This window comes from Mycolicibacterium sp. XJ1819, assembly GCF_053483675.1.
Genome location: NZ_JBEFST010000005.1, coordinates 166755 through 179280 on the forward strand (window position 1 = coordinate 166755; position 12526 = coordinate 179280).

Annotated in this window: 14 protein-coding genes; 8 read left to right on the forward strand and 6 right to left on the reverse strand. The window is 68.7% G+C overall.

What is annotated here, in order from left to right; all coding sequences use genetic code 11:
• Positions 1 to 4 precede the first annotated feature (4 nt).
• Both moeZ and ABQE89_RS07270 read right to left on the reverse strand, forming a co-directional pair.
• Positions 5 to 1183 carry an adenylyltransferase/sulfurtransferase MoeZ gene (moeZ, locus tag ABQE89_RS07265; RefSeq protein ID WP_448415579.1) on the reverse strand — a complete coding sequence of 393 codons (1179 nt, stop codon included), beginning with the start codon at positions 1181 to 1183 and terminating at the stop codon, positions 5 to 7.
• A 173-nt stretch (positions 1184 to 1356) separates the two neighbouring features.
• On the reverse strand, positions 1357 to 2391 hold the full coding sequence (locus tag ABQE89_RS07270; protein WP_448415581.1) for a DUF3152 domain-containing protein: 1035 nt from the start codon (positions 2389 to 2391) through the stop codon (positions 1357 to 1359).
• 128 nt (positions 2392 to 2519) lie between these two features.
• Here ABQE89_RS07270 and ABQE89_RS07275 point away from each other — a divergent pair, with 128 nt between their 5' ends.
• On the forward strand, positions 2520 to 3185 hold the full coding sequence (locus tag ABQE89_RS07275; RefSeq protein ID WP_448415583.1) for an HTH-type transcriptional activator FasR: 666 nt from the start codon (positions 2520 to 2522) through the stop codon (positions 3183 to 3185).
• Here the strand turns inward: ABQE89_RS07275 and ABQE89_RS07280 are convergent.
• Positions 3172 to 3420 (reverse strand): DUF3107 domain-containing protein, encoded by a 249-nt coding sequence (locus ABQE89_RS07280; RefSeq protein ID WP_448415585.1) that lies wholly within the window; start codon positions 3418 to 3420, stop codon positions 3172 to 3174. The two genes, ABQE89_RS07275 and ABQE89_RS07280, sit on opposite strands and share 14 nt — an antisense overlap.
• A 232-nt stretch (positions 3421 to 3652) precedes the next feature.
• Between ABQE89_RS07280 and ABQE89_RS07285 the strand changes: the two genes are divergently transcribed.
• On the forward strand, positions 3653 to 4423 hold the full coding sequence (locus ABQE89_RS07285; RefSeq protein WP_448415587.1) for an MmpS family transport accessory protein: 771 nt from the start codon (positions 3653 to 3655) through the stop codon (positions 4421 to 4423).
• 10 nt (positions 4424 to 4433) lie between these two features.
• Here the strand turns inward: ABQE89_RS07285 and ABQE89_RS07290 are convergent, their stop codons facing one another.
• A complete protein-coding gene (locus tag ABQE89_RS07290) occupies positions 4434 to 5132 on the reverse strand; it encodes a ferritin-like fold-containing protein (RefSeq protein WP_448415589.1) in 699 nt (232 codons plus the stop codon).
• Positions 5133 to 5376: 244 nt separating this feature from the next.
• On the opposite strand from ABQE89_RS07290, the gene ABQE89_RS07295 reads away from it, so the two are divergent.
• On the forward strand, positions 5377 to 6834 hold the full coding sequence (locus tag ABQE89_RS07295; protein ID WP_448415591.1) for a DEAD/DEAH box helicase: 1458 nt from the start codon (positions 5377 to 5379) through the stop codon (positions 6832 to 6834).
• Positions 6835 to 6852: 18 nt separating this feature from the next.
• On the forward strand, positions 6853 to 8064 hold the full coding sequence (locus ABQE89_RS07300; RefSeq protein WP_448415593.1) for an Rv3212 family protein: 1212 nt from the start codon (positions 6853 to 6855) through the stop codon (positions 8062 to 8064).
• A gap of 52 nt (positions 8065 to 8116) precedes the next feature.
• Here the strand turns inward: ABQE89_RS07300 and ABQE89_RS07305 are convergent, their stop codons facing one another.
• The gene (locus tag ABQE89_RS07305) at positions 8117 to 8911 is read right to left on the reverse strand and encodes a ParA family protein (RefSeq protein ID WP_448415595.1); all 795 of its coding nucleotides are present in this window, start codon (positions 8909 to 8911) and stop codon (positions 8117 to 8119) included.
• Positions 8912 to 8968: 57 nt separating this feature from the next.
• On the opposite strand from ABQE89_RS07305, the gene ABQE89_RS07310 reads away from it, so the two are divergent.
• The 3 genes from ABQE89_RS07310 to ABQE89_RS07320 are packed head-to-tail and all read left to right on the forward strand — an operon-like array spanning position 8969 to position 11150.
• On the forward strand, positions 8969 to 9580 hold the full coding sequence (locus tag ABQE89_RS07310; protein ID WP_448415597.1) for an acid phosphatase: 612 nt from the start codon (positions 8969 to 8971) through the stop codon (positions 9578 to 9580).
• Complete coding sequence (locus tag ABQE89_RS07315; RefSeq protein WP_448415599.1) at positions 9577 to 10671, forward strand: isochorismate synthase; 1095 nt, start codon at positions 9577 to 9579, stop codon at positions 10669 to 10671. The genes ABQE89_RS07310 and ABQE89_RS07315 overlap by 4 nt, the downstream gene beginning before the upstream one ends.
• A complete protein-coding gene (locus ABQE89_RS07320) occupies positions 10668 to 11150 on the forward strand; it encodes a GNAT family N-acetyltransferase (protein WP_448415601.1) in 483 nt (160 codons plus the stop codon). Before ABQE89_RS07315 ends, ABQE89_RS07320 begins: the two co-directional genes overlap by 4 nt.
• On the opposite strand, the gene ABQE89_RS07325 is transcribed toward ABQE89_RS07320, so the two are convergent.
• The gene (locus ABQE89_RS07325) at positions 11102 to 11527 is read right to left on the reverse strand and encodes a hypothetical protein (protein ID WP_448415603.1); all 426 of its coding nucleotides are present in this window, start codon (positions 11525 to 11527) and stop codon (positions 11102 to 11104) included. The genes ABQE89_RS07320 and ABQE89_RS07325 overlap by 49 nt on opposite strands.
• 96 nt (positions 11528 to 11623) lie before the next feature.
• Here ABQE89_RS07325 and ABQE89_RS07330 point away from each other — a divergent pair, with 96 nt between their 5' ends.
• Entirely contained in the window at positions 11624 to 12481 is an 858-nt protein-coding gene (locus ABQE89_RS07330; RefSeq protein ID WP_448415605.1) for a 3-hydroxybutyryl-CoA dehydrogenase, read from the forward strand.
• Positions 12482 to 12526 lie beyond the last annotated feature (45 nt).

Consider the following 12526-nt stretch of genomic DNA (forward strand, 5'->3'; position numbering starts at 1 on the left):
GCGGTTAGTACATGACCATGTCGGGTTCGAGTTGGTTTCCCCACGCGACGATTCCGCCCTGCATGTGCATCGCATCGGAGAAGCCGGCCTGCTTGGCGATGGCCAGCACCTCGGCCGAGCGCACACCGGTCTTGCAGTAGAACACCGGGGTGCGGTCGACCGGCAGCCGGGCCAGCGCCTCGCCGGACTCGAACTCCCCCTTGGGGATGAGTTCGGCGCCGTCGATGCGGTTGATCTCCCACTCGACGGGTTCCCGCACGTCGATCAGCGCCAGCGGCTTGCCCGAGTCCATCAGCTCGCGCAGTTCGCGCGGTGTGATCGTGGCGTCGAGAGTTGCTTGAGCGGCTTCCTCGGACACCACGCCGCAGAAGTCCTCGTAGTCGATCAACTCGGTGATCTTCGGCGTAGAGGGGTCCTTGCGGATGTTGATGGTGCGGTAGCTCATGTCGAGCGCGTCGTAGACCATCAACCGGCCCAGCAGCGGCTCACCGATGCCGGTGATCAGCTTGATCGCCTCGGTGCCCATCACCGAGCCCACCGATGCGCACAGGATGCCCAGCACGCCACCCTCGGCGCAGGACGGCACCATCCCCGGCGGCGGCGGTTCGGGGTACAGGTCGCGGTAGTTGAGGCCGCGGCCGTTGGGCGCGTCCTCCCAGAACACCGAGATCTGGCCCTCGAACCGGTAGATCGAGCCCCACACGTACGGCTTGCCCGCCAGCGCGGCGGCGTCGTTGACCAGATACCGAGTGGCGAAGTTGTCCGCGCCGTCGAGGATCAGGTCGTACTGCCCGAACAACTCGACCGCGTTCTCGGGCTCCAGCCGAAACTCGTGCAGACGCACCTCGACCAGCGGGTTGATCTCGCGGATCGAATCGCGCGCGCTCTGCGCCTTGGACCGGCCGATGTCGGACTGGCCGTGGATGACCTGGCGCTGCAGGTTCGACAGGTCGACCTCGTCGTAGTCGACGATCCCGATCGTCCCCACCCCCGCGGCGGCCAGGTAGAGCAGGGTCGGCGAACCCAGTCCGCCGGCGCCGATGACCAGGACGCGGGCGTTTTTGAGGCGCTTCTGCCCATCCACGCCGAGGTCCGGGATGATCAGATGACGGCTGTAGCGCGCGACCTCGTCGCGGGTGAGTTCGGCCGCCGGTTCCACCAGCGGCGGCAACGGTGTCGACACCGAAAAAATCTCCTTGATTGACGTCCACTGTCCATCACAGCAGGTAACGAATTCAACAGCAACGAGGCCTCGGGGCTTCCCGCGGCACACCCCCGGGCCCGTGAGCGACCGCGAAATGCCGTCAATTCCGCGTTTTCGACGTACATACGCGGTCGCTAGCCGGAATTGAGAGCTCAGGCGATGGGGTACGGCCAGGGATTGGGTTTGCAGGTCTTGTCGTCGGGTTTGACCGACTGCGGGTCGAACCGGGCGGCGTCGTTGTTGTTGGTGGAGAACGTCTGCTGCATCATCACCGGCGCCAGGTGGTCGTCGGCTCCGCACGGCTCGTGTCGCTGATAGCCGATGGCGTGGCCCACCTCGTGGTTGATCAGGTACTGCCGGTAGGAGCCGACGTCGCCCTGGAACGGCACGGCGCCACGCACCCAACGAGCCTCGTTGAGGAACACGCGCGGTTGCCCGTCGACGTAGGCCGGGTTGTAGCAGGACGCCTCGAGCTGGATGTCATAACCACAGCCCTCGCGGACGGTCATCGGCGTGCTCAGCGAGATCCGGAAGTCCGGCTCGCGCCCCGCCGATCCGTCGATGCGGGTGAACGCGAACTGCGGATTGTGTGTCCAGCCCTTCGGGTTGGCCAGCGTCTCGCTGACCATCCGGGCGAAGCCGTCGTCGCCGCCGAACGTGGTGGTGTCGATGCCGTCCTCGACCTCGACGGTGTAGGTGAACTCCTTGGCGGTGCCCTCACCGACCTTCGGCGCGGTGCCCGGCACGATCCGCCACGTCTTGGCGCCGGCCTGGGTGAACGGGCCGCCGTCGGGCAGGATCCCGGTGGGCAGGCTGGCGTCGAACTCGGTCAACCCCTTCGGCGGCGCCCCGATGATCGCGGTGCTGGCCACCCCGATCGTCGGCGGCCCCTGAACCGGTCCCTCGGCTTCGTCGTGTCGGGGCTGCGCGGTTCCGCTGAACGTCACGTACAACGCGACCGCGGTCCACACCGCGAGGATCGGCAACGCGTAGGCCCGCCAGCCGTAGGTGGAGACGAAACGTCCCAGCCGGGTCTGTTTGCGCACCCGGCGGTGCTCGCGCCGGTCGGTCCTGACGCGTCCGGACCCCTCCGCGAGCGGATCCCGCTGTGCGCGCAACGGCTCGCGCCACTCGTTGCGCAGCGCGGGCACGCGACCACCCCCGCGGCTCCCCGAGTCGTAGGCCACCAAAACAGGATGACACAGCCGGGCACGCACGGACTTCCGGCGCGCCACCAATCGCCGGACCGGCTGACGTGCAACGTTAGCCAACGGTAGTAGTGTCTGTGCGAAACCACGCTTGGACGAAGGACCTGATGAGCGATCTCGCCAATACCGCGGCCACGCGCGGCGCGCGGCCGGCCAACGGTGACACGGCGCACCGACGCGGCAATCGATTGCCGCGTGACGAGCGTCGCTGGCAGCTACTCGCAGCCGCCAGCGAGGTTTTCGTCGACCGCGGATATCACGCCGCGGGCATGGACGAGATCGCCGAACGCGCCGGTGTAAGTAAACCCGTTCTGTACCAGCACTTCTCGTCGAAGCTGGAGTTGTACCTGGCGGTGCTGCAGCGTCACGTCGATAACCTGGTGTCCGGTGTGCGCCAGGCGCTGCGCACCACCACCGACAACCGGCAGCGGCTGCGCGCGGCGGTGCAGGCGTTCTTCGACTTCATCGAACACGACGGCCAGGGCTATCGGCTGATCTTCGAGAACGACTACGTGTCCGAACCGCAGGTCGCCGCGCAGGTCAAGGTGGCCACCGAAGCGTGCACCGACGCGGTGTTCGACCTGATCAGCCGCGATTCCGGGCTGGAGGCGCACCGGGCCAGGATGATCGCGGTGGGCCTGGTCGCGATCAGCGTCGACTCCGCGCGGTACTGGCTGAACAACGACCGGCCGATCTCCAAGGAGGACGCGGTCGAGGGCACCGTGCAGTTCGCCTGGGGCGGCCTGTCACACGTGCCGCTTACCCGGTCTTAGCGGGTTCGAGTCCGACGCCGAAGCCGACACGGCGCACATCGGCGGCGCCGATCTCCACGTAGGCGATCTTCGACGTCTGCACCAGAAAGCGCCGACCCTTGTCGTCGGTCAGGCTCAACACGCCCGCGTCCTTGCTCAGCGCATCGGTGATCAGCTTCTCCACCTCGGTGGGTGTCTGCGTGCTGTTGAAGACCAGCTCTCGCGGGCTGTCCGTGACACCGATCTTGACCTCCACGGGTAAACCCTTTCGTTCGTCGACTCGATCTTCGTCAAAGGCTAATGGACGCCACGGCGACCGCGCCGAGGCGGTGACTGCGCCGTCAGCGAACGGCCCGCGAGGGGCCGGTCCCAATCGGCAATCGAACCGAGTCCGGACCGTGACCCGGGGGCCAGCGCGTCAACCTCACCCGTCACTTCTGCCTCGCTAGCATCAGATTCAACCAGCCAGACAACCGGGGAAACCACTGATGAACAGGCCATACACCGCATATTCACCGTACTCGTTGACACCGACCGAACGGATCGACGGCTTCGCCGACGACCACACCGGGGAGTTCGACTACGAGGGCCTGCACGAGTACCGGGACTACGAGACCTACCGGGACTTCGATAACCCGCCCGGCTCCGCGCCGCTCACCGACACCGAGTACGACGAGGCCCGCATCGACCGGCGCTGGATGTGGATCGCCGGGATCGCCGGCGCCATCCTGTTCGTCGCCGTCGGCACCACCGGAGTGATCCTCGGCGGCGGCGACAGCGGTTCGGTGTCGGCCACCGACACCGCGGCGCCACCCGTGTCGTCCGAAGCCCCGGCAGCCACCACCTCGGCACCGGCGGCCGCCGTGGCACCCGCACCCGCGATGCCCTCGCTGCCCCCGGAGACCGTCACCACCGTGAGCCCGACGGCCGAGGCGCCGCCCGCCCCGGTCCCCACGCAGCAGGCGGCCCCGCCGCCCCCGGCGCCCGCCCCGCGCACCGTCACCTATCAGGTGACGGGCAACCGCCAGCTCATCGACTTGGTGACGGTGATCTACACCGACGCCCAGGGCGCCCTGCAGACCGACGTCAACGTCGCGCTGCCATGGACGAAGACCGTGGTGCTCGACCCGGGTGTGGAGCTGAGCTCGGTCACCGCGACCAGCGTGGCCGGTCAGCTCAACTGCTCGATCACCGACGCGGCAGGCGCGGTGCTGGTCGCGCAGAACGCCAACACGATGATCACTACCTGCACGAAGTGACCGTCGGCGCTCAGGCCAACCCGAGCTCGTGCATGCGGGAGGCGTGGGTGCGCTGAAGCCGGTCGAAGAACTCGGTCATCTGCGACAGCCCCTCGCCGCTGGACATCACCAGGTCGACCAACTCCTCGTGATCGGCCAGCACGTACTGGGCCTGGGTGATCGCTTCGCCGAGCAGTCGGCGCGACCACAGCGCCAGCCGATGCCGCTGCCTCTCGCTGGCCGTTACGGCGGCCTGCACCTCGGCGACCACGAACTGCGAATGCGCGGTCTCCGAGAGCACCGCACGGACGACGTCGGCGACCTCCCCGGGCATCGCGTCCGCGATCTCCAGGTACAGATCGGCCGCCAGCGCATCGCCGACGTAGGTCTTCACCAACGCCTCGAGCCACGTGCTCGGGGTGGTCAGCCGATGGTAATTCTCCAGTGCCGGAGCGTATTTCGTCATCGCGGGGACGACGTCGACTCCCCTGCGCCCCAACGCGTCCCGAAGCACCTCGTAGTGGTTCATCTCCGCGGCGGCCATCAGCGCCATGTTGATTCGGCCGCGCAGATTGGGCGCCATCCGCGCCTCGTCGGTGAGCCGGTAGAAGGCCGCCACCTCGCCGTAGGCCAGCAGTGCGAACAGTTCGTTGATGCCGGGGTGGTCGGCGGACACGCCTGACGTCGCCGGTTCGCTCAATCGCCCCGGAGCCGGCGGAGTCGAACTCATGGCCCAACTCTAGACGGCACGCGGCGCGTCGCCCGCCGGGCGAGGGCCGTCCGCTATCATGGGGGAAGGCCGTGGCGCCAAAATCTGTATGACCTATCTGTATGACATCAGCCGCAGCCTAAGAAATGTGCGTGCAGCGAGTCGGCCCGCCTACCTCAGCGCTGGGCCCCGGCATAGCTTCGTCGAACTCGTGCGCGCGTGGACGCCATGAGGATTTGACAATTGAAAGGCTCGTCTCCCACGTATGACGCATCTCAATCCAACCTTTGCTGAACTCGGAGTACGCGACGAAATAGTGCGCGCATTGGCCGAGGACGGCAAGGAACACCCGTTTGCTATTCAAGAACTCACACTGCCGCTCGCGCTGGCGGGCGACGACCTGATCGGTCAGGCCCGCACCGGCATGGGCAAGACGCTGGCGTTCGGTGTGCCGATCCTGCAGCGCATCACCACCGATGAGGAACGGCCGCTGAACGGCGTGCCGCGCGCCCTGGTGGTCGTCCCGACGCGCGAGCTGTGCATGCAGGTGTCCAGCGACCTCGCGGTGGCCGCCAAGTACCTCACCGCCGGTGACCGCAAGCTGACCGTGACCAGCATCTACGGCGGCCGGCCCTACGAGCCGCAGATCGCCGCGCTGGCCAACGGCGTCGACGTCGTCGTCGGCACCCCCGGCCGGCTCCTGGACCTGGCCCAGCAGGGTCACCTGCAACTCGGTGGGCTGTCGATGCTGGTGCTCGACGAGGCCGACGAAATGCTCGACCTCGGATTCCTGCCCGACATCGAACGCATCCTCAACCAGATCCCCGACAACCGGCAGGCCATGCTGTTCTCGGCGACGATGCCCGATCCGATCATCACGCTGGCCCGCACGTTCATGAACCAGCCGACCCACATCAGGGCCGAGGCGCCGCACTCGGCGGCCACCCACGACACCACCGAGCAGTTCGTCTACCGCGCCCACGCGCTGGACAAGGTCGAACTGGTCAGCCGTGTGCTGCAGGCCGAGGGCCGCGGCGCCACGATGGTGTTCACCCGGACCAAGCGCACCGCGCAGAAGGTCGCCGACGAACTCGCCGAGCGCGGCTTCAAGGTCGGCGCCGTCCACGGCGATCTGGGGCAGGTGGCCCGCGAGAAGGCGTTGAAGTCGTTCCGCACCGGCGAGATCGACGTGCTGGTCGCGACCGATGTCGCGGCCAGGGGCATCGACATCGACGACGTCACCCACGTCATCAATTACCAGATCCCCGAGGATGAACAGGCCTACGTGCACCGCATCGGCCGCACCGGCCGCGCGGGCAAGACCGGTGTCGCGGTCACCCTGGTCGACTGGGACGAGCTGACCCGCTGGGCGTTGATCGACAAGGCGCTGGGCCTGGGTTGCCCCGAACCTGCCGAAACCTATTCGAGCTCACCGCATCTCTACGAAGAACTGGGCATCCCGGCCGACGCCAAGAGCGCCGTCGGGCAACCGCGCAAGCAGGCCAGGCGCGCCCCGGAGAAATCCGCCGACCGCCCCGCCCGGCCGCGCACCCGCACCCGTCGGCGCACCCGCGGTGGCAAGCCCGCCGGTGGGCATCCCCAGCCGACCGCCACCGAGCAGACGCCGGCCGCCGCCGAGGAGAGCACGGGCGAGGCGACGTCGACCGGCCCGCGCAAGCGCCGCCGCCGCCGTCCCCGCAAGGCCGCGGCCACCACGAGCTAGCGGGCCCCCGCCGCGTCGATGGTCAGACCCGAACGCCGCACCCGGGCCGATGTGGTGGCGGCCATCGCGATCGCGGCCGTGGTGGCGGTGGTCGCCGCGCTGATCTGGTGGACCAGCGATGCCAGGGCCACGATCAGTCGTCCGGCCACCGAACCGATCCCCGACCTCGTCCCGGCCGGGACCGTTCCCGCGACGCTGGAGCAGCGCTGGAGCGCGCCGAGCCCGGCGACGACGCGGCCGCTGGTGGTGACGGGAAGTGTGGTCACCGGAAACGGCAGCGATGTCGAGGGCCGCGATCCGGCGACCGGACAGACGCTGTGGAGCTACGCACGTGACCTCCAGTTGTGCGGGGTCAGCTGGGTGTATCAGTACGCGGTCGCGGTGTACCCGGACAGCCGCGGCTGCGGTCAGGTCAGCACCATCGACGCCGAGACGGGTGTGCGTGGGCCGGCCCGCACCAGCTACGCCGACAATCAGGTGACGCTGTCCTCCGACGGCACCACGGTGTTGTCGGCCGGCGACAGCCGCCTGGAACTGTGGCGTTCGGACATGGTCCGCATGCTCAGCTACGGCGACATCGACGCCCGGATCAAACCAGACATTCCCACCCTGCCGGTCTGCCGGCTGCTGTCGGCCGCGGCCAGCTCCTCGGCCGTATCGGTGCTGGAGGCCTGCCCCAACCAGCGGGATCTGCGCCTGACGCTGCTGCGTCCCTCCGACGAGGAGGACACCCCCGAACTGAGGTATGTGCCGCTGGCCGACGTCACCGAGGAGTCCGGCGCGCGGGTGGTGGCGGTGTCCGACACCACCACCGCCGTCTACGTGCCGACACCGGCGCCGACGGTGAACATCGTCGACGAGACCGGCGAGACGATCGCCAGCACGCCGCTGCCCCGACCGCCGACTCCGGCGGCCACGGTGTCGCGGGCCGGCGATCTGATCACCTGGTGGACCGGTTACAGCGTGCTGGTGTTCGACGCCAACGGAATTCGCTACAAGTACTCGATCGCGCCGTCGGGGACCGACAAACCGCTGGGGCCCGCGACGATCATGGCGGGCCGGCTGCTGGTCCCGGTCACCGGCGGCTACGACGTGTTCGACGCCGACACCGGCCGCGGCGATCACCACATCCCGGTGGCCCGCCCCCAGGTCTCCGGTGCCGTGGTCCCCGCCGTGGCGGGTGCCACGGTGCTCGAACAGCGCGGCGACGAAGTGGTCGCCCTGGGATGAGCGATTTGTGTGCGTCCTGTTGCGGTGAGCGCAACGAAACGCACACGAATCACTAGATCTCGGGGGTGTAGGTCGCCAGCGGCTTGCCGTTCTTCCAGTGCTTGAGCAGCGCGGCGGCCAGCTCGCGGTAGGCGATCGCGCCCTTGTTCTTGCGTCCTGCCAGGACCGACGCACCCGAGGCCGTGGCCTCGGCGAACCGCACCGTGCGCGGTATCGGCGGGGCCAGCACCGGCAGGTCGTAGCGGTCGGCGACGTCGAGCAGCACGTCGCGGCTGTGGGTGGTGCGCGCGTCGTACAGCGTCGGTAGGGCGCCCAGCAGCTTCAGGTCGGGGTTGGTGATCTGTTGAACGTCGGTGATGGTGCGCAGGAACTGACCGACCCCGCGGTGCGCCAGCGTCTCGCACTGCAGCGGGACGACGACGTCGTCGGCGGCGGTCAACCCGTTGAGGGTGAGCACACCCAGCGACGGTGGACAGTCGATGATCACCACGTCGTAGTCGTCGGTGAGCTTGGCCAGCGCCCGCTTGAGCGCATACTCGCGGCCCGCCCGCATCAACAGCATCGCCTCGGCCCCCGCCAGGTCGATGTTGGCGGGCAGCAGTTTCATCCCCTCCGAGGTGTCGATCACCGCCGTGTCGGGCTCCACCTCGCCGAGCAACACCTCGTGGATCGACACCGCCAGCTTGTCGGGGTCCTGCCCGAGCGAAAACGTCAGACACCCTTGCGGATCAAGGTCGACGAGCAGGACCCGCCTGCCCTGCTCCATCATCGCCGCGCCCAACGACGCGACCGTCGTCGTCTTGGCTACCCCACCCTTTTGATTGGCGACCGCAAGTATGTGCGTCACAGTTTCATCCTGGCACGCATGTCCCCGTAGGGGCCGGTGTGGGGCAGAATCGCCAGGGTGACTGTCCTTGATCATCGGCTGTTCCTTCTTCGACACGGCGAGACCGAGTGGTCGAAGAGCGGTCGTCACACCGGCAGCACAGACCTCGAGCTCACCGAGAACGGCCGCGCGCAGGCCAAAGAAACCGCCGAGGCGTTCACCGACCTGCAACTTCGCCACCCGCTGGTGATCAGCAGCCCGCGCCGGCGCGCGTTGGACACCGCCGAGTTGGCGGGCCTGACCGTCGACGAGGTGTCCGAGTCACTGGCCGAGTGGGACTACGGCGACTACGAGGGGCTCACCACCGCCGAGATCCGGCAAACGGTGCCGGACTGGCTGGTCTGGACCCACGGATGCCCGGGCGGCGAGAGCGTCGAGCAGGTCGGCGCCCGCGCCGACCGGGCCGTGGAGATGGCGCTGTCCCACATGGCCGACCGCGACGTGGTGTTCGTCGGGCACGGCCACTTCTCCCGGGCCGTGTTGACCCGGTGGGCCGAACTGCCCGTCGGCGACGGCATCCGGCTGGCGATGGTGGCCGGGGCGATCGCGGTGTGCGGGTTCGAGCACGGCATCCGTCAGATCAGCGCACTGGGACGCACGGGTTTCTCCCACCCGTGCCTGCCGACATGACCCGCGAACCGTCGTTCATCCTCGCGGCCGGGGGCGCCGTGGTCGCCGACGGCGTGCACACCGCGTTTCCCTCGATCGCCGACGCGCGGGCGGCACTGGCATCGCACAGTGCTCCGATCGTACTGGGGGCGTTGCCTTTTGACCTGTCCAAACCGGCCGCTCTGATGCGCCCGCAGGCGGTCCAGTTCCTCAACGCGCTGCCGGAGGCGCCGTTGCGCCGACTGCCCGCCGTGCAGATCACCGACATGCTGCCCGACCCCGACCAACATCGCGATCGCGTCCGGGCGGCGCTGCGCCGGGTCCGCGATCCCGACGACGAGCTGCAGAAGGTGGTGTTGGCCCGATCGTTGCGGTTGGCCGCCGACGGACCACTGGACGCGCGCACGATTTTGCATCGCCTGATCGCCGCAGACCCCGCCGCCAACGGGTATCTGGTCGATCTCACCGCGGCGGGCGGCGGCTACTCGGGCGCCGCGCTGGTCGGCGCCAGCCCCGAACTGCTGGTGACCCGCCGCGACGACCAAGTGATGTGCGCGCCGTTCGCGGGCTCGGCACCCCGGCTGCCCGACCCCGATGCCGACGAGGCCAGCGGCGCGGCACTGGCCAACTCCAGCAAGGACCGCCACGAGCATCAGTTCGTCGTCGACGCCATCCGGGAGGCACTGGAGCCACTGTGCACCGAACTGGAGGTGTCGCCGGAACCGCAGCTGCGCAAGACCGATGCGGTGTGGCACCTGTCCACGGTGATCACCGGAACTCTGCGGGAAAGATCAACCAGCGCACTCGATTTGGCGATAGCACTGCATCCGACACCGGCGGTCGGCGGCTCGCCCACGACCGCTGCGGCGGAGTTGATCGGCGAACTGGAGGGCGACCGCGGGTTCTACGCGGGCGCGGTCGGCTGGTGCGACCGGCGCGGCGACGGCCGCTGGGTGGTGTCCATCCGGTGCGCGCACCTGTCCGCCGACCGCCGCACCGCACACCTGCACTCCGGCGGCGGCATCGTCGCCGAATCGGAACCCGACGACGAACTCGCCGAAACCACAACGAAGTTCACCACGATGCTGACCGCCCTCGGCGTCGACCGGTGAGCGAGCTGATCCGCCGGGTGCGGCCCGGCGACGAGGCCGAGTTGGTGGCGATCGTCCGCGAGCTCGCCGAGTTCGAGCACGCCGCCGACAAGTGCACGGTCACCGAAGAGCAGCTGCGCCAGGCACTTTTCGGCGCCGACCCCACGGTCTACGGCCATCTGGCCGAGGTCGACGGGCAGGTGGCCGCCGCCGCGCTGTGGTTCCGCAACTTCTCCACCTGGGACGGTGTCGCGGGCATCTACCTGGAGGACATCTACGTGCGCCCGGCTTTCCGCCGGCGCGGGCTGGCCCGTCGGCTACTGGCGACGCTGGCGCGCGAATGCGTGCACCACGGCTACAGCCGGATGTCGTGGGCGGTGTTGAACTGGAACGTCGACGCGATCGCGCTCTACGACGCCGTGGGCGGGCAACCACAGGACGAGTGGATCACCTATCGGGTGTCGGGCCCGGCGCTGTCGGCGCTGGCCGACGAGTCCTGAGCGCCGACCCACTGCAGCGTGGCGGGGCTGAACAGCAGCACCAACGTGACCACCGCCAGGGCCGCGACCAGCCCGCCATAGAGCCATTGATGCGATCCGACGGCCATGTACCAGGCCACCGGCAACAGCAGCAACTGCGCGAACACCGCCAGCCCGCGGCCCCACCGACGGCCGGTCCACAACGCCAACCCCGCCGCCGCCACCCCGCCACCGATGACGGCGAACCAACCCGCGGTGCCGAAGAAGTTCATCCCCGGCTGGTCTTCGCCCCGCAGGCCGCTCACCACGTAGGCCAGCGCGGCCAGCACGCCGGCGGCGCCCTCGAAGATCACCAGGACGGCGGCCTGGCGCACGGTCGCCGGTGCGGGAACGGTCACGCCCCGTAGGGTACCGACCCCGGGGCTGGGCACCGCTACCATCGCCTTCACGCGCGCTTCCGTGCAGGCACCAGACGAACCTCCGAAGGGACAAACGTGGAAAAGGCAGTAGGGATCATCGGTGGCGGCATCATGGGATGCGGTATCGCGGAGGTCGCGGCTCGCGCGGGGTGCGATGTGCTGCTGCGTGAGGTCGACGAGGCGCTGGCCGAAGCCAGTGCCCGCCGCCTGGAGGCCTCGTTGGACACCGCGGTGCGCAAGCAGAAGCTCACCGGCGAGGAGCGCGACGCGATACGCAAGCGCGTCCGCTTCACCGTGGAATTGGCCGAGTTGGCCGATCGCGATCTGGTGGTCGAGGCGGTGATCGAGAACCTGGCCGTCAAGACCGAGATCTTCCACGCCCTGGGCAAGATCCTGCGGCCCGAGGCGCTGATCACCAGCAACACGTCCTCCATCCCGATCATGCAATTGGCGGCCGCCACCGAACGGCCGGAGCGGGTCATCGGCCTGCACTTCTTCAACCCGGCCCCGGTGATGCCGCTCGTCGAACTCATCCCGTGCGAACTCACCTCGGCCGAAACCCTGCGCCGGGCCAGGGATTTCGCCGCCGACCAGTTGGGCAAGACCACGGTCACGGCCAAGGACCGGGCCGGATTCGTCGTCAACGCGCTGCTGATCCCGTTTCTGCTGTCGGCCATCCGCATGGCCGACGCGGGGCTCGCGAGCCCGGAGGACATCGACAAGGCGATGGTCGGTGGCTGCAACCACCCGATGGGCCCGCTCGCCCTGGCCGACCTCATCGGCCTTGACACCACGGCCGCCGTCGCCGAATCGATGTATGCCGAGACCAAGGAGCAGCTCTACGCTCCCCCCGCGCTGCTGTTGCGCAAGGTCGAAGCCGGTCAGCTCGGCCGCAAGAGCGGAAGCGGGTTCTTCACCTACGCCAAGCGCTGACGGCAGGCGCGAGGGGGCGGGCGCGTCCTGCCGATAAGCTGACGC